Origin of the sequence: Streptococcus sp. oral taxon 431 (assembly GCF_001553685.1) — a bacterium.
Classification (GTDB): domain Bacteria; phylum Bacillota; class Bacilli; order Lactobacillales; family Streptococcaceae; genus Streptococcus.
Genome location: NZ_CP014264.1, coordinates 1,513,984 through 1,538,986, shown reverse-complemented (window position 1 = coordinate 1,538,986; position 25,003 = coordinate 1,513,984). Strand labels below are relative to the sequence as shown.

Here is a 25,003-nt window from a genome sequence, read left to right as displayed (position 1 = left end):
CAAAGAGCAAACTAGGAAGCTAGCCGCAAGCTGTACTTGAGTACGGTAAGGCGACGCTGACGTGGTTTGAATTAGTATAAATAACAGAATTCTAAAGTTCTACAAATACCTTAGAGGAGAAAAGTGTCATGAGTGATTCTAGAAAAGAAGAAATCGACAAACGAGAGAAATCTAAGATTTGTTGCCAAAATCTTACAAAGGAAGAGTTGCAAGAGACCTATTCCAGCTTGGTGAAAGAGAATTTTCCCGATTCTAAACGAATTCATTTTATAGCTGATTTAGGTAGGAGCCCAGAAATTGCCTATCATTTTGAGCTTATTTGCAACGATTGGGAGGAAGGAACTGACCTGAATTTTGAAGCGAGTTTTGACCAGCATGGGCAGGCGGGAATCGATTATCTTTTAGAAACTCTCAATCAAGAGGAAGTGGAGAGTCAACGCGTTTTGATTGTATATCTTCTAGCGAAAATCCTCTCCAAAGCAAGACATAGAGATTTTTATGCGTTTTCTTGCAAGCAAGTACTTCCTGTTCTAATCTCTCTTTTACCTAGTTCAGAAGCTTCGAATCGTAGAAAGCTAATCATTTCTCTAGGTTGGATTGGTTCAATAAGTGAGATAGAAATCTTAGGACAACATCTCTTGACTGACCAAGATGCTCTTTGTCGTGCCTGGTCTGCCAGTAGTCTAATGCAATTATCTTTTCATCAAGTAAAAAAAGAAATCTTAATGGAAAAAACGAAGGATTTGTTTTGTGAAGCAATTACAGAAGAAAAGGACTTGCAGGCTTGCGCTCTGATGATAGAAGCAGCCCAGGTATTGTTTGGGAAAAGATGGATCCCTACATCTGCTGTAGAGAAGTTGGAAATCGAAAAGATTGAGAAAGCAAGAAAATCAGCAATTAGATTTTTAAAGAAATAGTGAGACAAGGTTGTTGAAAAATCATATAGAAAAGAAAGTGCAGAAATATCAACGAAAAATGATTGTATCTAGCAGATTCAGTCATTTTTTTGATTTTTCTAGATGTTTCTGAAATATGGTATAATAGAAGCATGGCAAACAAGAATACAAGTAAAACAAGACGGAGACCGTCAAAAGCTGAATTAGAAAGAAAGCAAGCTATCCAACGGATGTTAATTTCCTTAGTCATAGCTTTTTGCTTAATGTTCGCTGCTTTGAGATTAGGAGCAGTTGGACTCACCCTCTATAATCTTATTCGATTACTAGTAGGAAGTCTGGCCTATCTGGTCATCTTTGTCGTTCTAGTCTATCTTTTTTTCTTCAAATGGATTCGGAAGCAAGAAGGTCTGATCTCAGGTTTTCTTTGCATTTTTTCAGGCTTATTGCTGATTTTTGAAGCTTATCTTGTATGGAAATATGGCTTAGAGCAGTCGGTCTTTAAGGGAACTTTAGCCCAAGTATTGACAGATTTGACCGGTTTTCGTGTGACTAGCTTTGCTGGAGGAGGGTTGCTAGGTGTTGCCCTTTATATTCCAGTCGCCTTTCTTTTTTCAAATATTGGTACTTACTTTATCGGAGCCATCTTAATCTTGATTGGTGCTCTTCTAGTCAGTCCCTGGTCTGTCTATGACGTTGCTGATTTTCTTGGAGCACGTTTTTCGCTTTGGATGGAGCGACGCGAGCTGAAGAAACAAGAACGCTTCATCAAACGGGAAGAAGAAAAAGCGCGTAAGGAGATAGAGGAGCAGGAAAGACTAGAAAAAGAACAAGCAGAGCAAGCCTTGTTGGATATACCTCCTGTTGATATGGAAACTGGCGAGATTTTAGAAGCTCCCCCTGTTCACTTTGATGATTTACCACCTCTTCCTGAGGAAGAATGGATAGAACCTGAAATTATTCTCCCTCAAGCAGACTATGAAGTTCCTAGCGAAGTTGATATTCCAGAGGAAGCTGAATTCTTAGATGATGAGGATGTTGAGGTAGATTTTTCTGCTAAAAAAGCTTTAGAGTACAAACTCCCCAGCTTGCAACTCTTTGCACCTGATAAACCAAAAGATCAGTCAAAAGAAAAGAAAATCGTTCGCGAGAATATCAAGATTTTGGAAGAAACCTTTGCGAGTTTCGGTATCAAGGTAACGGTTGAACGTGCTGAAATCGGACCATCAGTTACCAAGTACGAAGTCAAGCCAGCCGTTGGTGTTCGTGTCAATCGTATTTCCAATCTAGCAGATGACTTGGCTTTGGCCTTGGCTGCGAAAGATGTCCGTATCGAAGCTCCAATTCCAGGGAAATCCTTGGTCGGGATTGAAGTGCCTAACTCTGAAATTGCGACCGTATCTTTCCGAGAACTCTGGGAACAATCGCAAACTAAACCTGAAAATCTGCTAGAAATTCCCCTTGGCAAAGCCGTTAATGGAACTGCACGTAGTTTTGATTTGGCTAAAATGCCTCACTTACTTGTGGCTGGATCGACCGGTTCAGGTAAATCTGTTGCAGTTAATGGGATTATCGCAAGTATTCTCATGAAGGCTCGCCCAGACCAAGTCAAGTTTATGATGGTGGATCCTAAGATGGTCGAGTTGTCGGTCTACAACGATATTCCCCATCTCTTGATTCCGGTTGTAACCAATCCTCGAAAGGCAAGTAAGGCTCTTCAAAAAGTCGTAGATGAAATGGAAAATCGCTATGAACTCTTTGCTAAAGTCGGCGTTCGGAATATTGCTGGTTTCAATTCGAAAGTTGAGGAATTCAACGCTCAGTCCGAGTACAAACAAGTACCTCTGCCTTTGATTGTCGTGATCGTGGACGAGTTGGCTGATCTTATGATGGTTGCTAGCAAAGAAGTAGAAGATGCCATTATCCGACTCGGACAAAAGGCGCGTGCAGCTGGTATTCACATGATTCTTGCAACCCAACGTCCTTCAGTAGATGTTATTTCTGGTCTTATTAAGGCCAATGTACCGTCACGTGTAGCCTTTGCTGTTTCTTCAGGAACGGATTCACGTACGATTTTGGATGAAAATGGTGCGGAAAAATTGCTTGGTCGAGGGGACATGCTCTTTAAACCAATCGATGAAAACCACCCTGTTCGTCTGCAAGGTTCCTTTATCTCGGATGATGATGTGGAACGTATTGTTAGCTTTATCAAGGCTCAAGCAGATGCTGATTATGATGAAAGCTTTGATCCCGGAGAGGTTTCTGAGACAGAAGGTGAGTCTGGCACAGGAGATGAAGGTGGAGATCCGCTATTTGAAGAAGCTAAGGCTCTGGTCATTGAAACTCAAAAAGCGAGCGCATCCATGATTCAACGTAGATTATCAGTTGGTTTTAACCGAGCAACTCGCTTGATGGAAGAGTTAGAGATGGCTGGGGTTATTGGTCCAGCAGAAGGAACGAAGCCACGAAAGGTTTTACAACAATAAAAAACGTAAAAATAGTATAAAAATGCATGGAAACTTTATTGAAAAGTTAGTCAAAAATGGTCTAACTTTTACGATGAAGTTTCCTTTTTATAGCGATTTCTTTAGAAATAAGGCTATCTGAAAATCGTTTCAGACTTGCCTAATAATCGGATTTTACTTTTACTAGTTTTACCTGTTAAAGTATTGATTTTTTAAACTGTTTTTGATATATTAATTTGGTATAGAAAAAATTATATGTTTATCCAGAAGTGTTTAAAAATTGAGGAGGATATTTTTTTAAAATAAAATGCAAACGCTTACTTGGTAAACTGAAAGGAACAAAAAAACCGATGGATAAAGGATTATTTGAAAAACGTTGCAAATATAGTATTCGGAAATTTTCATTAGGGGTTGCTTCTGTTATGATTGGTGCAGCTTTCTTTGGAACTAGCACTGTTCTCGCAGATTCTGCACAAACAGGTTCAACAGCGACTATGCCAGCTGATTTGGCGGCAGCTCTTGCCAATGCTAAAGAGGATGATGGGCATGACTTTGAAGCACCAAAACCAGGTGAAGATCAAGGCTCTCCTGAAGTAACTGAAGGACCAAAGACTGAAGAAGAATTGCTGGCAAAAGAAAAAGAAACTGCAACAAGCTCAGCAACTTCAGATACTCTTCCTGAAGAACTACGTGGAAAACTTGATAAGGCTGAAGAAAATGGCCGCACTGCCTCAAAAGAAGAACTAGAAAAAGAAGATAAAAGTTTAGTCCCAGAAGATGTTGCTAAAACAAAAAATGGAGAATTAAACTACGGCGCGACTGTCGAAATTAAAAGCCCTGCTGGTCTCGGTAGTGGTATCGTTATCGGGGAAAATCTCGTTTTGTCTGTTTCTCATAACTTTATCAAAGATGTTCCAGATGGCAATAATCGTAAGGTAGCTGATAATGTTGAAAGTGATGAAGATGTTTACACAATTTCTTATCAAGGGGCACCAGACGTCAAATTCAGTAAAAATGATGTGAAACACTGGGATCGTGAAGGATTCCTCAAAGGATATAAAAATGACCTGGCAATCATTAAGCTTCGTACACCTCTTGCAAACGCGCCTGTTGAAGTGACTGATAAACCTGCGACAACTAAGGTAGGAGATAAGGTCCATGTATTTGGATATCCAAAAGGAGAGCTTGATCCGATTCTGAATACAACTGTTGAGGATATTAATAATCACGGAGAAGGTGTTCGTGGAATTAGCTATCAAGGAAGTGAACCAGGTGCCAGTGGTGGTGGCATTTTCGATGAAAATGGGAAATTGATTGGTATTCACCAAAATGGTGTATCTGGTAAACGTAGTGGTGGTATACTCTTCTCACCTGCTCAGCTAGAATGGATTCAAAACTATATCAAGGGTATTGAAACAACGAAACCAGCTGGTCTAGATGCTCTCGATAAACAAGATGAGGACAAGGAAGAAAAACCAAAAGAGGATAAACCTCAAGAAGAAAAACCAGCTGACAATAAGCCAGCAGAAAACAAACCAGCAGAAAATAAACCTGCTGAGAATAAACCGGCTGAATCGAAAGAAGTGACTCCAGAATGGAAAACGGTTGAGAATAAAGACCAACAGGGAACAGTAACAATCCGTGAAGAAAATGGAGTTCGTTATAACCAACTAGCTTCAACTGCTCAAAATGACAATGGTAAGAAACCAGCCTTGTTTGAAAAAGATGGTTTGACAGTTGATGCTAATGGGAATGCCACAGTTGATTTGACCTTTAAAGAAGAATCTGAAACAGGTAAATCTCGCTTTGGTGTCTTTATGAAATTTAAAGATACCGATAACAACGTTTTTGTAGGTTATGACCAAGGCGGATGGTTCTGGGAATACAAGTCAAATGGAAGTGGACTTTGGTACCAAGGTGGACGTGTTGCAGCTCCAGTAAATGGTTCTGAGAATCACTTGACGATTAGCCTTAAATCGGATGGACAGCTCAATGCAACTAACAATGATGTCAAACTCTTTGACACAGTGACCTTGCCATCTGCAGTAAATGACAAACTCAAAGATGAGAAGAAAATTGTTCTTAAAGCTGGAACTTATAACAGTAGCGAACGAACAATTGTCAATGTCAAAACTGATGACCAAGAAGGTGTGAAAAACAATCAAGAAGCCGCTGAAAAAGAAAAGGGAAATACAGTGGATGATAGCAATGTCAAGTACGATACTATCGAATCTACAGTCTTAAAAGCAGTCATCGACCAAGCCTTCCCACGTATTAAAGAATACGTCCTAAACGGCAACAAACTTCCAGGTCAAGTGCAACCAATTAATCAAGTGGTGATTAACAAGCACGCTGTGACTCCTGAAGTTACCTATAAGAAGGTCAATGCAACGACTGCCGAGTATGAAATGAAACTCCGTGATGAGGAAAACCTCATCAATGCAGATATGACTGTTCGTTTGCAAGTAGTGGACAACCAACTTCACTTTGATGTGACTAAGATTGTCAACCATAACCAAGTGACACCAGGACAAAAGATTGATGACGAACGTAAATTACTTTCTTCCATCAGCTTCCTAGGAAATGCCTTGGTATCTGTTTCTAGCGAGCAAGCAGGAGCTAAGTTTGATGGGGCAACCATGTCAAACAACACTCACGTCAGTGGTGATGACCATATCGAAGTAACAAATCCAATGAAAGAATTAGCCAAAGGCTACATGTACGGATTTGTTTCAACAGATAAACTCGCTGCAGGTGTATGGAGCAACTCACAAAATAGCTATGGTGGTGGTTCTTACGACTGGACACGTTTGACAGCTTACAAGAATACGATTGGCAATGCCAACTATGTGGAAATTCATAGCTCTGAATGGCAATGGGAAAAAGCCCACAATGGAGTTGTCTTCCCAGCATACACTCAAGAACTTCCAAGTGCAAAAGTTGTCATCACTGAAGATGCTAATGCTGACCATAAGGTTGACTGGCAAGATGGTGCCATCGCTTACCGTAGCATCATGAACAACCCTCAAGGTTGGGAAAAAGTTAAAGACATTACAGCTTACCGTATCGCTATGAACTTTGGTTCACAAGCACAAAACCCATTCCTCATGACCTTGGATGGTATCAAGAAGATCAACCTCCACACCGATGGTCTTGGTCAAGGTGTTCTTCTTAAGGGATACGGAAGTGAAGGACATGACTCTGGTCACTTGAACTACGCGGATATCGGTAAACGTATCGGTGGTGTTGAAGACTTTAAGACTCTTATTGAGAAAGCTAAGAAATATGGTGCACACCTTGGTATCCACGTTAATGCTTCAGAAACCTATCCTGAGTCTAAATACTTTAATGAAGATATTCTTCGTAAAAATGCAGATGGTAGCTACAGCTACGGTTGGAACTGGCTTGACCAAGGTATCAATATTGATGCTGGTTATGACCTCGCTCATGGGCGTCTAGCCCGTTGGGAAGAGTTGAAGAAGGAATTGGGTGAAGGTCTAGACTTCATCTATGTCGACGTATGGGGTAACGGTCAATCAGGTGACAACGGTGCCTGGGCAACTCACGTTATTGCTAAAGAAATTAACAAACAAGGTTGGCGCTTTGCTATTGAGTGGGGTCATGGTGGTGAATATGATTCTACCTTCCAACACTGGGCAGCTGACTTGACCTACGGTGGCTATACAAATAAAGGTATTAACAGTGCCATCACTCGCTTTATCCGTAACCACCAAAAAGATTCTTGGGTTGGTGACTACAGAAGTTATGGTGGTGCAGCTGACTACCCACTTCTAGGCGGTTATAGCATGAAGGACTTCGAAGGATGGCAAGGACGTAGTGATTATAACGGTTATGTAACAAACTTGTTTGCTCATGACGTTATGACTAAGTACTTCCAACACTTCACAGTCAGCAAATGGGAAGATGGTAAACCAGTAACCATGACTGACAATGGTAGTACCTATAAATGGACTCCAGAAATGAAAGTCGAATTGGTTGATGCTGCAAATAACAAGGTTGTGGTAACTCGTAAATCCAATGATGTCAACAGCCCACAATATCGTGAACGAATTGTTACACTTAACGATCGTGTCATTCAAGATGGTTCAGCCTACTTGACACCTTGGAACTGGGATGCAAATGGTAATAAGCTTGAAAGTGACAAGGAAAAAATGTACTACTTCAATACTGAAGCAGGTGCAACAACTTGGACACTTCCTAGCGACTGGGCAAATGGTAAGGTTTACCTTTATAAACTAACTGACCAAGGTAAGACTGAGGAAAAAGAAGTTGCCGTGAAAGACGGTAAGATTACCCTTGATCTCACTGCAAATCAGCCATATGTTCTCTATCGTTCTAAACAAACAAATCCAGAAATGTCATGGAGTGAAGGAATGCACATCTATGACCAAGGATTTAACAGTGAATCTTTGGATCATTGGAAGATTTCAGGAGATGCTTCTAAGGCTGAAATCGTGAAGTCTCAAGGTGCAAACCAAATGCTCCGCATCCAAGGCAATAAAGAAAAAGTTAGTCTCACTCAAAAATTGACTGGCTTGAAACCAAATACTAAATACGCAGTGTATGTCGGTGTCGACAACCGTAGTGATGCTAAAGCAAGTATTACCGTTAATACTGGTGAAAAAGAAGTAACCAACTACACAAACAAGTCACTCGCTCTCAACTATGTAAAAGCCTATGCTCACAATACTCGTCGTAGCAATGCAACAGTTGATAACACAAGTTACTTCCAAAATATGTATGCTTTCTTCACAACAGGTTCAGATGTATCAAATGTAACCTTGACCTTGAGTCGTGAAGCAGGCGATGAGGCAACTTACTTCGATGAAATTCGTACCTTTGAAAATGAATCAAATATGTACGGAGACGGTCACGATACTGCAACAGGCGTCTTCAAACAAGACTTTGAAAATGTTGGTCAAGGTATCTTCCCATTTGTCATCGGTGGTATCGAGGGTGTTGAAGATAACCGTACTCACTTGTCTGAAAAACATGCTCCATACACACAACGTGACTGGAACGGCAAGAAAGTTGATGATGTTATCGAAGGAAATTGGTCACTCAAGACAAATGGACTTGTAAGTCGTCGTAACTTGGTTTACCAAACAATTCCGCAAAACTTCCGCTTTGAAGCAGGCAAGACCTATCGTATTACATTTGACTATGAAGCTGGATCTGACAGTACTTACGCCTTTGTAGTCGGTAAGGGAGAATTCCAATCTGGACAAGCAAGTAATTTGGAAATGCATGAATTGGCAAATACTTGGACAGATTCTAAGAAAGCGAAACGTGCAACCTTCCTAGTAACAGGTGCAGAAACTGGCGATACCTGGGTAGGTATCTACTCTACAGGTAATGCAAGTAACACTCGAGGAGACTCAGGTGGTAATGCTAACTTCCGTGGCTACAATGACTTCATCATGGACAGACTTCAAATCGAAGAAATTGTCTTGACTGGTAAGATGATGACAGAAAATGCTGTCAAGAACTATCTTCCAACTGTTGCGATGACTAACTACACTAAAGAAACAATGGATGCTTTGAAAGAAGCTGTCTTCAACCTCAGCCAAGCAGACGATGATATCAGTGTAGAAGAAGCTAAGTCTGAAATTGCTAAGGTCAATGCTCTTAAAGACGCTTTAGTGATGAAGAAAACAGCTCTTGTAGCAGATGACTTTGCAAGTCTTACAGCTCCTGCTCAGGCTGGTGAAGGTCTTGAAAATGCCTTTGATAGCAACGTGTCAAGTCTATGGCATACATCATGGAGCGGAGGAGATGTTGGTAAACCTGCAACTATGGTCTTGAAGGAACCAACTGAAATTACTGGCTTCCGTTACGTTCCACGTGGTTCAGGATCAAATGGTAACTTGAGAGATGTCACTCTTGTGGTTACTGATGAAACAGGTAAGGAACATACCTTCAATGCAACCAATTGGGCTAACAATAATAAACCAAAAGATATTGACTTTGGTAAGACTATCAAGGCTAAAAAGATTGTTCTAACTGGAACAAGAACCTACGGTGATACTGAAAACCAATATCAATCAGCTGCAGAATTGATCTTTGCTCGTCCACAAGTTGCTGAAACTGGTCTTGATACTGCAGCCTATGAAGCAGCCTTGGCAAAAGCTCAAAAATTGACTGATAAGAGTAATCAAGAGGAAGTAGCAAGTGTTGTTGCCAGCATGAAATTTGCAACAGATAATCATCTCTTAACAAATAGAATGCTTGAATTCTTTACAGATTATCTCGACCAATTGAAAGACCAAACACCTACCCCAACTCCAGATCCAGAACCAACTCCAGAACCTAAACCTGAAACTCCAACTTCAAGCAAGGGTGATGAAGCAGCACCAGTTGTTGACCTTCCAGAATTCACAGGTGGTGTAAATGGTGTTGAAGCCGCAATCCATGAAGTACCAGAGTTTACTGGTGGTGTGAACGCAGCTGAAGCCGCTGTACACGAAGTTCCAGAGTATACAGGTGCAATCGGAACAGCAGGTGACCAAGCTGCACCTACAGTAGACAAACCAACTGAAGGTGTTCGTGTCTTGTCAGATAAGACTACAGGAGTTGTAGTTGCAGGACTTGCAAGAGATTTGGCTACAGATCTTAATCTTAAAGTTCAAAAAGTAACAGACCAAAGTCTACAAGGTGTGAAATTTGATGCTTATGCTCTTCATCTAGTTGATAAAGATAAGCATGAGGTTCAAGCGAAGGGTGTAGTGCTCGTTCGACTTCCAGTTTCTGGTGAAGTAGCTGGAGTATATTACACTGCATCAGGTGAAGCAGTAAGCTTTACAAATGGTCAAGGTACAGTTGAGTTTACAACTAGTCAGCTAGGACACTTTGCAGTAGTTTATAAACAAGTTTCTAAACCACAAACGCCATCAGTAGGAGAGCCAGGACATAAACCACAAACTCCATTAACTGAGGAACCTGGAAGTCAAGTACAGACTCCATCAACAGAGAAACTGGATCATAAACCACAGGATGCTGCAGTACAAAAACTTGATCAGAAATCAGTTGATACTGCTAAACCAGAAATGAAGGAAGTAGCAGCTAAACAAGAAGCGAAGGATAAACTTCCAGAAACTGGTACTAGCAAGTCAGAGCATCTCTTCTTCCTTGCCAGCCTCAGTCTAGCAATGTCTGCTCTATTTCTTGCAAAAAGAAAAGAAGATTAAAATACAAAAAAGTTTTCATTAAAAGAGAGCTTAGACTCCACATTCATTGTCGTGGAGAAAAAGAAAACCCAGAGAGGACCCTCTAGGTCCTCTCTTTTTCTAAAGGGGAATGAGAGCGCTTACCACTCGTGAGCGTATGAAAGGAAATAGGAAAAAATGGGAAAACATTTTTTTGAGAAACGGTGTCATTACAGTATACGTAAATTTACAATCGGCGCAGCTTCTGTTATGATTGGTGCCAGTATCTTTGGAGCTGGTATGGTTCAAGCTGCTGAAACAGAAGGAACTGCTGAGACAGAAGGAACAATAACACAGGCTCAGCCTCTGGATAAACTGCCAGCAGATATAGCAGCAGCTATTGAAAAAGCAGAAGCGAGTGCTGGAACTGTAGATGATCAACCTGCAGCATCAGAAACTGAAGTAACTGCAGCTGAAACAACTACTCCAAAACCAACTGAAACTCCTGCTCCTAAGGAAGAAGCAGCTCCAAAACCAGCAGAAACTCCAAAAGAAGAAGTAACTCCAGCAGTTGAACCAGCTGCAAGTCCTGCGACTAAAGATGTAGTAGATACACCAGATGTCAATCATTTAGAAAAAGCTTCTGCTACAGCATCAAACCATGAAGCCAACACACAATACACAGCAGAAAAGGCAATTGACGGAAAACCTGACACTCGCTGGGCTACTGACCAAAATGTTGAGAAACCAACCATCGAATTTACGCTTGAAAAGACAACAGTGATTAAGCATGTGGAGATTGATTGGGACCGCCGCGTTCGTGGTGAACAAAATGATCCAAATATCAAATCATGGAATCTCTACTATGCTGGTCAAGATGATGTGAATGGCTCAGGAGCTAAAGAATGGAAGTTAGCCTATCAAAGAACAGGAACTCCTCTTCTTGATGAAAAAATTGACTTGAAAGAAGCTATCCAAGCCAAATACCTTAAACTTGAAATTACAGATTATCAAGCAGGTACAATGAACTGGAAAAATGTTGGAATTCAAGAAATTCGAGCTTACTCAAACATTCCAGACGCTAGCAAACCAACAGATATTCGCCAAGTGACAGAATTAGCTGTTGCTGAAGATGGGAAATCACTTGTCTTGCCTAAATTACCAGGTCAAGTCAGCTTGATTGGTAGCAACAAACAGGGAGTTGTTGATCTTAATAACAAAATCTACAAACCCTTAACAGATCAAACTGTTAAGGTTATGGTCCAACAAGTCAAGGATACTCATACCTTCACAAAAGAATTTGAAGTAGTCATTAAAGGCTTGCATACGGACGAAGGCGTTGGCACTAAACCAGCAGTTGCTCCAGCAGTTCAACAATGGTATGGAACTGAAGGCAAAACTTCTATTACAGCTGATACCGTTATTTCAGTCGGAGAATCTGGATTTGGTCAAGAAGCTAAATTTTATCAGACTGACCTTGAAAGTCGTGGGTTAGAAATCGCTACAGGTGATCAAACAGCTCAAAAACGGATCGAATTTAAAAAGGTTGAAGACAAGGGCTATGGCAAGGAAGGCTATGGTATCACTGTAAAAGATGGTGTTATCACCGTAGAAGCTGCGACCAATGCAGGAGCATTTTATGCTACACGTACCCTTCTTCAAATGGGCGAAAATGATTTGCAAAATGGGGAAATCCGTGACTTCCCAAGCTTTAGCTATCGTGGTTTTATGCTAGATACAGGTCGTAAGTTTATCCCTTATGATACGCTTGTAGATATCATGCTAAACATGGCCTACTACAAGATGAACGACTTGCAGTTGCACTTGAATGATAACTATATCTTCTTAAAAGATCATTTAGCAGGAAAAAATCTTACTCCTCAAGAGGAACTGGATTATGTTCTTAAAAATGCTAAGACAGGTTTCCGTGTAGAGACTGATGTTGTCGGTGAAAATGGTGAAAAATTAACATCTGACGAGCATTATACCAAGGAAGAAATGCAAGAAATTATCAAGTTAGCTAAAGCTTTGCATATCAACCTTGTTCCTGAAATTGACACACCAGGCCACGCCCTCTCATTTGTTAAGGTCCGTCCAGACTTGATGTACAAGGGGCAACTTAGTGCGAGAAAACACAATGTAGAACGTGTAGCTATGTTGGACTTAGATAACAAGTACGAAGAAACGCTCGCTTTTGTTAAATCAGTCTATGATAAATTGCTCGATGGTGAAGACGCACCACTTCATGGCGTTTCTACTGTTCATATCGGTACAGATGAGTACTATGGAAGTCCAGAAAGCTATCGTCGCTATGTCAATGATATGATCCAGTACATCAAAGGCAAAGGCCTAACACCGCGTATTTGGGGTTCCCTCAGTGCTAAACAAGGAACTACACCTGTTGATTGGAAAGATGTAGAAGTTGATATCTGGAGTATTGGTTGGCAACGACCAGCAGCGGCCATTGCTCAAGGTGCAAAAATTATCAATATCACAGATATTCCAACCTATAGTGTTCCAAGTGGAAGCAATAGTCAAGGTGGCTATGGAGATTATGCAAACTATGAAACTCAATACAATCGCTGGACACCAAATGATTTCTCAACAGGTGGAGGACCACGTCTAGAAGCCTCTAATCCAAATATCCTTGGTGGTGGTCATGCAGTATGGAATGATAATATTGACCTCCATGAAACTGGACTCACTTCTTACGATATCTTTAAACGCTTCTTCAAGAGTATGCAATCAACTGCAGAACGCACTTGGGGTTCAGACCGTGCAGCCAAGACCTATGCAGAACGTGTTCAACCAGCAAGTGTCTATGCACCACAATCTAACCCAGATAAGACCGTAGCTGAAGAAGACTTGTTCAAGATCAATCCTGAGACTGTCAAAGATTATCTTGCTAAGAAAGTACAGAAGACTGAAGCAGGTTTGAACTTCGAAAAAGATAGCACTATCGAAGGCCTAGTTGGTGATGCTGGACCAAGTCATGTCTTGAAATTGGATGTGACAGTGACTGGTGATGGCGAGCAAACCTTCTCAACAAGTGGAAACAATCAACTCTATCTTGCGGACAAAGATGGATACCTTGCCTATACTTTTGAACAATTCCATATTCAATTTAACAAGAAACTTGAAAAGAACAAACGTTATCAAATTTCTGTTGTAACCAAACCTCAAGTGACTGAAGTTTATGTGGACGGTGAAAAGGTTGAACGGATTGCAAATCCAGCTAATCCACGTTTGGCTCATAATAGCTTAGTCTTACCACTTGAAACAATCGGTGGCTTCAAAGGAATCTTGCATAGTGCTGAGTTGTCAAATGAAGCATTTGTAAACCCACGTTTGATTCCAAATGATCATTTTACAGTTTCTGCAACAAGTCAGGAATTGCCAGGAACCAATGCAGAAGGTCCAGTCGAAAAAGCATTTGACAATGATCCAAATACCTTCTGGCATTCAAAATGGTCTGGTCATCAGGCTCCATTTACAGTGGCAATGAATTTGAAAGCAGCTGAAACAGTGAATGGTTTGACTTATCTTCCACGTCCAGGTGGAGGCAACGGTGTTGTGACATCTTATGAAATCTATGCTCAAAAAGATGGTCAAATGGTTAAAGTTGCTTCAGGAACTTGGGAAAACAATGCCAAAGAGAAAACAGTTAACTTTGATGCCATTGAAACCGATAAGGTAGAATTTAAAGTTCTAGCTGGTGCTGCAGGATTTGGTAGTGCTGCAGAAATTCAACTTCTGAAACCAGTTTCTACTAACAAGGTAGAAGAGCCAGTTAGTCCAGAGAAACCTGTGACACCAGAAAAACCTGAAACTCCAGAAAAACCTAAAGTTGAGGAAATGGGCGATGGTACAACTGAGCTTGCTGATAGCTTTGTAGCTACGAAACCTACAAGTGACGAAGCAGTTGCCGCAGCAGCCCAAAGTCAGGATTATCTCAAGAAAGAGTACAAGGTCTTCCCAACACCACAAAAAGTAACTTACGATGAAGGTGTTACGAAACTCCATAAACAAGTCAATCTTGTCATGGGCGATCAATTAGATATCTATACTCGTAACCGCTTGAAGAGTGTCCTACAAGATCATCAAATCTCATACACAAGCAGTCAAACAGCAGTGGCAGGTGCTACCAACATTTACCTTGGTGTTCATGGTCAAAATTCACAGGCTGAAAAAGAAGTGTCTGGCATTTCTCAAGGACTCTTTGATAAGATTGATGCCTATGCCTTGTCTATCAAGAACAATACAATCTCTATCGTCGGTAAGGATACAGATGCTGTCTTCTACGGTTTGACAACTCTCAAACACATGCTTAATGAAAGTGAAGCTCCAGTCTTGCGTAATGTAACAGTTGAAGACTTTGCTGAAATTAAGAACCGTGGTTTTATCGAAGGTTACTATGGAAATCCATGGAGCAATGCCGATCGTGCTGAATTGATGCGCTATGGTGGTGACTTGAAGTTGACTCAATACTTCTTTGCACCAAAAGATGATCCATACCACAACAAGAAATGGCGTGAACTTTATCCAGAAGAAAAATTAGCTGAAATCCGTGAATTGGCGCGTGTCGGAAACCAAAACAAGACTCGTTATGTTTGGACCATCCACCCATTCATGAACAACCGTATCCGTTTTGGCAACGATGCTGATTACCAAAAAGACCTTGAAACCATTAAGGCTAAATTCACTCAATTGATGGATGTCGGTGTTCGTGAGTTCGGTATCCTAGCTGATGACGCTCCAAGTCCAGTTGGTGGCTACAATAGCTACAACCGCTTGATGAAGGACATGACAGACTGGTTGACTGAAAAACAAGCAACTTATGTTGGTCTTCGTAAGGAAATGATCTTCGTTCCAGGTCAATATTGGGGTAATGGTCGTGAAGATGAGTTGAAATCTCTAAATGAAAATCTTCCAACTTCAACTTCTATGACCCTTACTGGTGGTAAGATTTGGGGTGAAGTATCTGAAAGCTTCCTTTCAAACCTTAAGAATAATCTGACTGCAGGAGGTAAGACCTACCGCCCAGTTTCTCTATGGATTAACTGGCCTGTTACAGATAACTCTAAACAACACTTGATTTTGGGTGGCGGTGAGAAATTCCTTCATCCAAATGTGGACCCAAGTCTCCTATCAGGTATCATGTTGAACCCAATGCAACAATCTGAGCCTTCTAAGATTGCCCTCTTCTCTGCAGCTCAATATGCATGGAAACAATGGAAGTCAGAAGAAGAAGCTAAGAGAGTGAATGATATCGCCTTCAACTTTGTTGAAACTGGTAAGTTTACAGATAGCGAAGCATCTGTTGCTTTCCGTGAGCTTGGTAAACATATGATCAACCAAAACATGGATGGTCGTGTTGTGAAGTTGGAAGAATCTGTTGAACTTGCACCGAAATTGGCAACCTTCATGTCTAAGTTGAAAGCTGGTCAAGATGTTGGTGCAGAGCGTGAAGGTTTGCGTGCAGAATTTGCTAAACTAAAAGCAGCAGCTCAACTTTATAAAGCATCTGGTGATGAAAAGATGCGTGCTCAAATCCACTATTGGTTGGATAATACCATTGACCAAATGGACGCCTTGAGTGCTCTTCTTGATGGTACAGAAGCTATCGAAAAGAACGATTCTGCAAAACTTTGGGATAGCTACTATAAGGGCTTGAAACTCTACGAACAATCACAAACTTATACCTTCCACTATGTAGACCATGATGAAAGAGCTGAGTTGGGTGTTCAACATATCCGTCCATTCTTGCTTGGCCTTCGTGAAATCCTTGCAACAGAAGTTCAAAAAGCCTTGCATCCTGACCAAGTCATTAGTACCTTTATCACAAACCGTACAGGTGTCGAAGGTGGACTTGCTGAAGTGACTGACGGAGATTTAGGAACACATGCCCTTATCAAGTCACCAAATAGCATTCAAACTGGTGACTACATTGGCTTGAAATTTAATAAGGCTGTTTCAGTTCAAAACTTGACCTTTGCAATGGGAACTCAAGCAAATCCTCGTGATACCTTCAACAACGCTAAAGTTGAGTATCTCAATGAAAATGATGAGTGGGTAACCCTTTCAGAACCAAGCTACACTGGTAATGAGCCTCTGCTTAAATTTGAAAACCTCAACATCAATGCTAAAGCTGTTCGCATGATTGCAACTTCAGATCGTGGAAACACTTGGTTTGCGGTAAGAGAAATTGCTGTTAACCGTCCTGTAGAAGTTGTTCGTAACAAACAGGCAGCTACAGTGACCATCAGTCCAAATCTTATGTACAAGTACAACACAACAGTTGGACAGATTACAGATGGACGTGATAATACTGAAGCCATGCTTGCAAATGCTGATAGAACAGACACAACTCCAGTCAATGGTTGGGTACAACTTGACTTGGGTGAGGTCAAACCTGTGACCAAGGTTCGTCTGGTTCAAGGATCAGGAGATAAATTGGCAGAAGGTGTTCTTGAATATTCTGCAGATGGTAGCTCATGGCAAGAATTGGATCGCTTGACTGGTGAACAAACCAAAGAAATCGAAACTCCAATTTCAGCTCGCTACGTCCGTGTTCGCAATACTAAGAACATCAACTTATGGTGGCGTATCGCTGACTTCTCAGTTGAAACACGTGCAGGCAATAGCGAATTGACGGATACAAACGTTGAAAGCTTGAAGTCAACTCCAGTTTATGACAGCCTAGGCCGTTATGACCTTCAAATTCCAAGCGGAACTAAGCTTCCAGCTAATAGCTACTTGGGTATGAAACTTGATCGTCTGCACCAAGCTGAAAGCATTCAAGCACTTGGTACAGAAAATCCATCTCTCAACTTGGAATACTCTCCAAATGCTCAAGAATGGTATCCAGCTGATCAAGTGACAGATAAGTCCTTGGTACGTTATGTTCGTTTGATTAATAAGACTGACCAAGAACAAGCAGTGACAGCGACATCACTACTCGTTCAGACAAAAGAAGTTCAACCAACAACACTTGATTCTACATCAATGGGAATCCACCCAACATACGGTCGAAATGACGTTCGTAAGATCAAGAACTTGGATCAATTATTTGATGGTGTTTACAATAACTTTGTGGAGTTTTCAGACTATGCTCGTAAAGACGGTCATATCACCTTGAAACTTGGTAGCGAACGTGACATCAAGAAGATTAGAGCCTACATCCAAGACGGCACTCAAAACTATCTACGTGATGGTAAGATTCAAGTCAGTCAAGATGGTAAGACTTGGACAGATGTTGTAACAGTTGGTGACGGTCTTGCTAATGAAACACGTGATGATTCCTTGACAGATGGATGGACACATGATTCTAAGATGCCAGGAAATCGCTACATCGAGGGTGAACTTTCAAGCCCAGTTAAAGCTAACTATCTCCGTGTTCTATTTACAGCAGACTATGATGCTCGTTTTGTAGGCTTCACTGAGTTGGTGATTAATGATGGCGAATTCGTAAAACCAATCAATGACCCTACTGTTCAAGGAAACAGCGGTGAAAGCCAAGGCAACCTTTACACGAACCTCGTAGATGGTAAAGTCTTAACAAGCTACAAGGCTGAGAAAGAACAAGGTGAGCTTGTTTACCACTTGTCAGAACCAACAGACGCTAACCATATTCGCCTTGTTTCAAGTATTCCTCAAGGAGTGAAAGCTCGTGTGCTTGCTCGTACTCTGAAAGAAGATAAAGCAGATGCTTGGTCAGAACTAGGTGAAATTACCTCAAGCTTCCAAACATTTGCAGTGAGAGAAAAAGCGCCATTGTTGGATGTCAAACTCGTTTGGGAAGGTGGCAAACCTGAGTTTTACGAAATGACGACCTTCCACCAAGAACTTCCGGAAGAACCAGAGAAACCAGCTCCAACTACAAGTAAGGGTGACGAACCAGCACCAGTAGTAGAAGTCCCAGAATTCACAGGTGGCGTAAATGGTGTCGAAGCGGCTATCCATGAAGTCCCAGAGTATACTGAAGCTACAACAGAAGCAGACAAGATTCCAGCACCAGTAGTAGAAGTCCCAGAATTCACAGGTGGTGTCAATGGAGCAGAAGCAGCTGTTCATGAAGTCCCAGAATATACTGGTGGGGTGAATGGTGTCGAAGCAGCTGTTCATGAAGTCCCAGAGTTTACTGGTGGAGTGAATGGTGAAGCAGCAACTGTTCAAGAAGCAGGTCCAGAATTCACAGCTGGTGTCAATGGGGCAGAAGGAGCAATCCATGAAATTCCAGAATACACAGATGAGCAGTCTCTTGTAGCTCTTGCTATGTCACAAGATAAGACTTATCAAGCACCTGCAAGTCATCCATACAAACTCCCAGAGACAGGTACTAAAGAAAATGCTGGCCTTGCAGCTATTGGTGTTGTAGGAGCACTTCTTGGTATGTTTGCTATGGGAAAGAAAAAAGATGACGAATAAAATGATGTTATAGCATCCAAGTCATAGAGATTGGATCAAGAGACTAATCTCGATTATAAAAAGCGGACAAAACTAGTTTTCTGATAAACAGAATCTGGTCTTGTTCGCTTTTTTATGGGATTGATAATGAATCATGTAAAAAACCAGCGATTCAATCACTGGCTGTTAGATCGTTCTTTTAGGAAGCTCCATTAGTATTAGACGTTTTTGTATCTGTTGTTTGAGTGCTAGATGAAGGAACAGTCGGTTGTTCTTGTTTACTGCTAGTATCTTCTTTCTTACTTTCTACACTGCTACTAGATTGAGTTGTTGTTTCTTCTTGTGTGTTTTCTTTTGTAGAAGTGTTGTCCTTGTTTGGAGTAGTATTCTCTTGAGGGGATTCCTTTTGAATCTCTTTTATGACTGTTGTCTGGGTTGTCGTAGTTTCTTTTTTAGAGTTATTGTTGTTATTATTATTCATAGCATTCATGATGGTGATACTTGCAGTAATCAGCCCCAGAATACTACCGATAGTAGCTATCGTTTTTTGAAAAACAGTAAATCCTTTTTTGATGTGTTCTGTTTTGGGTTTTGATGTTCTACGATAATTAGACATAATATCTCTCCTTTACTAAAATTCATTATACCGAAAATCTTTAAAAAAAACTTAAATGAACCTGAATTGCCTTTCTTGTCGCCTGAACTGTTTCGTGATACAATAGAAGGAGTGATTTTAGAAAGCGTGAGAAACCATGATTTACTTTGATAATTCGGCAACGACTAAGCCTTATCCAGAAGCACTTGAAACCTATATGCAAGTGTCTGCAAAAATTATTGGAAATCCTTCAAGTCTCCATCGTTTGGGAGACCAATCTAGCAGAATTTTAGAAGCTTCTCGACAGCAGATTGCAGATTTGATTGGCAAGAAAAGCGAAGAAATCTTCTTTACCTCTGGTGGGACTGAAGGAGATAGTTGGGTTATCAAAGGTGTGGCTTTTGAAAAAGCGCAATTTGGTAAACACGTTATTGTGTCTGATATTGAGCACCCAGCAGTCAAGGAGTCGGCTCTCTGGCTCAAGACTCAAGGTTTTGAAGTGGATTTTGCACCTGTAAATGAAAAAGGATTTGTAGATGTAGCTGCTTTAGAAAACCTACTTCGTCCTGATACAACGCTAGTCTCTGTTATGGCAGTCAACAATGAAATCGGCTCAATCCAGCCTATTGAAGCTATATCAGAACTATTAGCTGATAAGCCAACGATTTCCTTCCATGTTGATGCGGTTCAAGCTTTAGCTAAGATTCCGACAGAAAAGTATTTGACTGACCGAGTGGATTTTGCGACCTTCTCTAGTCATAAATTCCACGGAGTTCGTGGTGTTGGATTTGTCTATATCAAGTCTGGCAAGAAAATTACACCGCTTTTAACTGGTGGTGGCCAAGAGCGTGACTATCGTTCAACAACTGAGAATGTAGCAGGAATTGCAGCAACAGCCAAGGCACTGCGTCTAGCTATGGAAAGATTGGAATTGTTTTCTAACAAAACGAGTCAGATGAAGGAAGTCATCCGTCAAGCTCTTCTCGACTATCCAGATATTTTTGTTTTCTCAGGTGAGGAAGACTTTGCTCCTCATATTCTGACCTTCGGAATTAAGGGAGTTCGTGGGGAAGTTATCGTTCATGCTTTTGAAGACTATGATATTTTCATTTCTACAACATCAGCTTGCTCGTCCAAGGCTGGGAAACCTGCTGGAACCCTGATTGCCATGGGGATTGAAAAGGATAAAGCCCAGTCAGCAGTACGCCTCAGCCTAGACCTAGAAAATGACATGAGTCAAGTTGAGCAATTTTTGACCAAACTAAAATTAATCTACAATCAAACTAAAAAAGTAAGATAGGAGCATTCATGCAGTATTCAGAAATTATGATTCGCTACGGAGAGCTTTCAACCAAGGGTAAAAATCGGATGCGTTTCATCAATAAACTACGTAATAATATCTCAGACGTTTTGTCCATTTATCCTCAAGTCAAAGTGACAGCAGACCGCGATCGTGCCCATGCTTATCTAAATGGTGCCGACTATGCAGCAGTTGCCGAGTCACTCAAGCAAGTTTTCGGAATTCAAAACTTTTCGCCAGTATACAAGGTTGAAAAATCTGTAGAAGTTCTGAAATCTGCTGTCCAAGAGATTATGAAGGACATCTACAAGGAAGGTATGACCTTTAAAATCTCAAGCAAGCGAAGCGACCACAACTTTGAGTTAGACAGTCGTGAGTTGAACCAAACTCTTGGTGGTGCAGTCTTTGAAGCCATTCCCAATGTACAAGCACAAATGAAAAATCCTGACATCAATCTTCAGGTGGAGATTCGTGAAGAGGCGGCCTACCTTTCTTATGAAACCATTCGAGGAGCTGGTGGTTTACCGGTTGGAACTTCAGGGAAAGGCATGCTCATGTTGTCAGGTGGGATTGACTCACCAGTAGCTGGTTATCTAGCTCTAAAACGTGGAGTGGATATCGAAGCTGTTCACTTTGCTAGTCCACCATATACCAGTCCAGGTGCCCTCAAAAAAGCCCAAGATTTGACCCGTAAATTGACTAAATTTGGTGGCAATATCCAGTTTATCGAAGTACCTTTCACGGAGATTCAAGAAGAGATTAAGGCTAAGGCTCCAGAAGCTTATCTCATGACTCTGACTCGCCGCTTTATGATGCGCATTACGGACCGTATCCGAGAAGTGAGAAATGGTTTGGTCATCATCAATGGTGAAAGTCTTGGTCAGGTGGCAAGCCAAACCCTGGAGAGTATGCAGGCTATCAATGCGGTGACTAATACACCGATTATCCGACCAGTTGTGACCATGGATAAGTTGGAAATCATAGATATCGCTCAGGAAATTGACACCTTTGAAATTTCTATCCAGCCTTTTGAAGACTGTTGTACGATTTTTGCACCCGATCGTCCGAAGACAAATCCAAAGATTAAGAATGCAGAGCAGTATGAAACACGTATGGATGTCGAAGGTCTGGTTGAACGTGCAGTAGCAGGAATCATGATTACTGAAATTACGCCTCAAGCTGAGAAGGATGCAGTTGATGAGCTAATTGACGATCTCCTCTAATTAGAAAATCCAGAAGAATAGAGAAAATAAGTAGAAAAAGTTAGTTTTTTGTTCTAAATTTAGACGGAAACTGACTTTTTTTCTATTTTTGTGCTATAATAAGATAAAATTTTGAATATAGAGAGTTTTCTGACAATGAATCAATCCTACTTTTACCTGAAAATGCGAGAGCATAAATTAGTGGTTCCCTACACAGGTAAGGAGCGTCGCGTACGTGTTCTCCTCCCCAAAAACTATGATAAAGATACGGATAGAAGCTACCCAGTTGTGTATTTTCACGATGGACAAAATGTCTTTTATAGTAAGGAATCTTACGTTGGACATTCATGGAAGATTATCCCAGCCATCAAGCGAAATCCAGATATCAGCCGTATGATTGTTGTGGCTATTGACAATGATGGACTTGGACGGATGAATGAGTATGCAGCATGGAAATTCCAAGAGTCCAACATTCCTGGCCAACAATTTGGTGGTAAGGGAGTCGAGTACGCTGAGTTTGTCATGGAAGTGGTCAAACCCTTTATTGACGAAAACTATCGGACAAAGTCGGATCGCAAGCACACTGCTATGGTTGGGTCTTCTCTAGGCGGCAATATTACCCAGTTTATTGGCTTGGAGTATCAGGATCAAATTGGATGTTTGGGAGTTTTCTCATCAGCTAACTGGCTTCACCAAGAGGCCTTTGATCGCTATATCGAGCGAAAAAAACTCTTGCCTGACCAGCGTGTCTTTATCTATGTTGGTACGGAAGAAGCAGACGACACAGACAAGACCCTCATGGCTGGCAATATTAAGCAGGCCTATATCGACTCTTCCCTTCGCTATTATCATGATTTGATAGCAGGAGGAGTTCAGTTGGAAAATCTCTCTCTCAAGGTTCAGGCTGGAGCCATTCACCATGAAGTGCCATGGTCAGAAAATCTCCCAGCTTGCCTACGCTTTTTTGCAGAAAATTGGTAACTAGTATAAAGGAGACAGGATATGAATATTGAACATCTTAGCCACTGGAGTGGTCATCTTAACCGTGAAATGTATGTTAATCGTTACGGACACGCAGGTATCCCAGTTGTTGTCTTTGCTTCCTCAGGTGGTAGCCACAATGAATACTATGATTTTGGCATGATTGATGCTTGTTCATCCTTCATCGAAGAAGGCCGTGTTCAGTTCTTTACACTGTCAAGTGTCGATAGTGAGAGTTGGCTAGCAACATGGAAAAATGGTCATGACCAAGCTGAAATGCACCGTGCTTATGAGCGATACGTTATTGAAGAAGCCATTCCTTTTATCAAGCACAAGACAGGCTGGTTCGACGGCATGATGACGACAGGCTGCTCTATGGGAGCCTATCATGCCCTCAACTTTTTCCTGCAGCATCCAGATGTCTTTACCAAGGTTATCGCCCTCAGTGGTGTCTATGACGCACGCTTCTTTGTAGGGGACTACTATAATGATGATGCTATCTATCAAAATTCACCAGTAGACTATATCTGGAATCAAAATGATGGTTGGTTTATTGACCGTTACCGTCAGGCTGAGATTGTGATTTGTACTGGCTTAGGTGCTTGGGAGCATGATGGCCTGCCTTCTTACTACAAGTTAAAAGAAGCCTTTGACCAAAAACAAATTCCTGCCTGGTTTGCAGAATGGGGACATGATGTTGCCCATGATTGGGATTGGTGGCGCAAACAAATGCCATATTTCCTCGGTCACATGAGTCTATAAAAGGAGTAGCTTATGAATTATCTTGTAATTTCACCCTATTACCCACAAAATTTCCAACAGTTTAGTATTGAGCTAGCCAATAAAGGAATCACCGTTCTAGGGATTGGGCAAGAACCCTATGAACAACTAGATGAGCCATTGCGCAATAGCTTGACTGAGTATTTCCGTGTTGATAATCTTGAAAATATTGATGAAGTTAAACGTGCAGTTGCCTTTCTCTTTTATAAGCATGGTCCAATTGACCGCATCGAATCTCACAATGAATACTGGCTAGAGTTGGATGCTGCTCTTCGTGAACAATTTAATGTCTTTGGTGCCAAACCAGACGACCTCAAAAAGACCAAGTTCAAGTCTGAAATGAAGAAACTCTTCAAAAAAGCTGGAGTTCCAGTGGTTCCAGGTGCTGTCATTGAAACAGATGCAGATGTTGACAAAGCTGTGAAAGAAATTGGCCTTCCTATGATTGCCAAACCTGACAATGGAGTGGGAGCGGCAGCAACCTTCAAGCTTGAAACAGAAGAGGATATCCATCATTTCAAGGCAGAGTGGGACCATTCAACCGTTTATTTCTTTGAAAAATTTGTCACCTCTAGTGAAATCTGTACCTTTGATGGTTTGGTAGATAGAGATGGAAATATCGTCTTTTCTACGACCTTTGACTATGCCCATACACCCCTTGATCTCATGATTTACAAGATGGACAATTCTTATTATGTTCTTAAAGATATGGATCCAAAATTGCGCAAGTATGGTGAGGCAATCGTTAAAGAATTTGGCATGAAAGAACGTTTCTTCCATATCGAGTTCTTCCGTGAAGGTGATGATTATATTGCCATTGAGTACAATAACCGTCCAGCGGGTGGGTTCACCATAGATGTTTATAACTATGCCCATTCTTTTGATTTGTACAAGGGCTATGCAGCGATCGTTGCGGGTGAGCCATTCCCTGCTTCACAATTCGAGCCCCTGTACTGCTTGGCGACATCACGTCGTGCCAACGCCAACTATGTTTATTCAGAAGAAGACTTGCTCGCCAAATACGGTCAGCAATTTAAGGTTAAGAAAATCATGCCTGCAGCCTTTGCTGAATTGCAAGGAGACTTTCTCTATCTGCTAACGACACCAAGTCGTGAGGAAATGGATCAGATGATTAAGGACTTTGGTCAGCGTCAAGAATAATCAAAATTTTGACTTAACAAACTAGGTTTGTTAGGTCTTTTTTTAAGAACTAAA

The 25,003-nt window shown here is 41.2% G+C and carries 10 protein-coding genes; 9 read left to right on the top strand and 1 reads right to left on the bottom strand.

Annotated elements, in window-relative coordinates; translation table 11 throughout:
- Positions 1–128: 128 nt before the first annotated feature.
- The 4 genes from AXE83_RS07240 (at position 129) to AXE83_RS07220 (ending at position 18,951) form a co-directional block, all read left to right on the top strand.
- Positions 129–917 (top strand): HEAT repeat domain-containing protein, encoded by a 789-nt coding sequence (locus AXE83_RS07240; RefSeq protein ID WP_060955951.1) that lies wholly within the window; start codon positions 129–131, stop codon positions 915–917.
- Positions 918–1,048: 131 nt separating this feature from the next.
- Positions 1,049–3,379 (top strand): DNA translocase FtsK, encoded by a 2,331-nt coding sequence (locus AXE83_RS07230; RefSeq protein ID WP_083501002.1) that lies wholly within the window; start codon positions 1,049–1,051, stop codon positions 3,377–3,379.
- Positions 3,380–3,708: 329 nt separating this feature from the next.
- Positions 3,709–10,566 carry a SpGH101 family endo-alpha-N-acetylgalactosaminidase gene (locus AXE83_RS07225; protein WP_083501001.1) on the top strand — a complete coding sequence of 2,286 codons (6,858 nt, stop codon included), beginning with the start codon at positions 3,709–3,711 and terminating at the stop codon, positions 10,564–10,566.
- A 156-nt stretch (positions 10,567–10,722) separates the two neighbouring features.
- Positions 10,723–18,951, top strand: a complete 8,229-nt coding sequence (locus tag AXE83_RS07220; protein WP_060955948.1) for an SIALI-17 repeat-containing surface protein — start codon at positions 10,723–10,725, stop codon at positions 18,949–18,951.
- 178 nt (positions 18,952–19,129) lie between these two features.
- Here the strand turns inward: AXE83_RS07220 and AXE83_RS07215 are convergent, their stop codons facing one another.
- Positions 19,130–19,546: a DUF6556 family protein gene (locus AXE83_RS07215; protein ID WP_060955947.1), complete on the bottom strand. Its 417-nt coding sequence runs from the start codon at positions 19,544–19,546 to the stop codon at positions 19,130–19,132.
- A gap of 136 nt (positions 19,547–19,682) precedes the next feature.
- Between AXE83_RS07215 and AXE83_RS07210 the strand changes: the two genes are divergently transcribed.
- From AXE83_RS07210 to AXE83_RS07190, 5 genes are all read left to right on the top strand, one after another.
- Complete coding sequence (locus AXE83_RS07210; protein ID WP_060955946.1) at positions 19,683–20,825, top strand: cysteine desulfurase family protein; 1,143 nt, start codon at positions 19,683–19,685, stop codon at positions 20,823–20,825.
- An 8-nt stretch (positions 20,826–20,833) separates the two neighbouring features.
- Complete coding sequence (gene thiI / locus AXE83_RS07205; protein WP_060955945.1) at positions 20,834–22,048, top strand: tRNA uracil 4-sulfurtransferase ThiI; 1,215 nt, start codon at positions 20,834–20,836, stop codon at positions 22,046–22,048.
- A 135-nt stretch (positions 22,049–22,183) separates the two neighbouring features.
- Positions 22,184–23,008 carry an alpha/beta hydrolase gene (locus AXE83_RS07200; protein ID WP_049509803.1) on the top strand — a complete coding sequence of 275 codons (825 nt, stop codon included), beginning with the start codon at positions 22,184–22,186 and terminating at the stop codon, positions 23,006–23,008.
- A 21-nt stretch (positions 23,009–23,029) separates the two neighbouring features.
- Positions 23,030–23,770, top strand: coding sequence for an esterase family protein (locus AXE83_RS07195; RefSeq protein WP_060955944.1), 741 nt, complete (start codon positions 23,030–23,032; stop codon positions 23,768–23,770).
- Positions 23,771–23,782: 12 nt separating this feature from the next.
- Positions 23,783–24,949 carry an ATP-grasp domain-containing protein gene (locus AXE83_RS07190; RefSeq protein ID WP_060955943.1) on the top strand — a complete coding sequence of 389 codons (1,167 nt, stop codon included), beginning with the start codon at positions 23,783–23,785 and terminating at the stop codon, positions 24,947–24,949.
- Positions 24,950–25,003 lie beyond the last annotated feature (54 nt).

What these genes read in the sequence shown, in the direction of transcription:
- AXE83_RS07240 (WP_060955951.1), top strand. Translation starts at nt 129, where the DNA reads ATGAGTGATTCTAGAAAAGAAGAAATCGACAAACGAGAGAAATCTAAG.
- AXE83_RS07230 (WP_083501002.1), top strand. Translation starts at nt 1,049, where the DNA reads ATGGCAAACAAGAATACAAGTAAAACAAGACGGAGACCGTCAAAAGCT.
- AXE83_RS07225 (WP_083501001.1), top strand. Translation starts at nt 3,709, where the DNA reads ATGGATAAAGGATTATTTGAAAAACGTTGCAAATATAGTATTCGGAAA.
- AXE83_RS07220 (WP_060955948.1), top strand. Translation starts at nt 10,723, where the DNA reads ATGGGAAAACATTTTTTTGAGAAACGGTGTCATTACAGTATACGTAAA.
- AXE83_RS07215 (WP_060955947.1), bottom strand. Translation starts at nt 19,546, where the DNA reads ATGTCTAATTATCGTAGAACATCAAAACCCAAAACAGAACACATCAAA.
- AXE83_RS07210 (WP_060955946.1), top strand. Translation starts at nt 19,683, where the DNA reads ATGATTTACTTTGATAATTCGGCAACGACTAAGCCTTATCCAGAAGCA.
- thiI (WP_060955945.1), top strand. Translation starts at nt 20,834, where the DNA reads ATGCAGTATTCAGAAATTATGATTCGCTACGGAGAGCTTTCAACCAAG.
- AXE83_RS07200 (WP_049509803.1), top strand. Translation starts at nt 22,184, where the DNA reads ATGAATCAATCCTACTTTTACCTGAAAATGCGAGAGCATAAATTAGTG.
- AXE83_RS07195 (WP_060955944.1), top strand. Translation starts at nt 23,030, where the DNA reads ATGAATATTGAACATCTTAGCCACTGGAGTGGTCATCTTAACCGTGAA.
- AXE83_RS07190 (WP_060955943.1), top strand. Translation starts at nt 23,783, where the DNA reads ATGAATTATCTTGTAATTTCACCCTATTACCCACAAAATTTCCAACAG.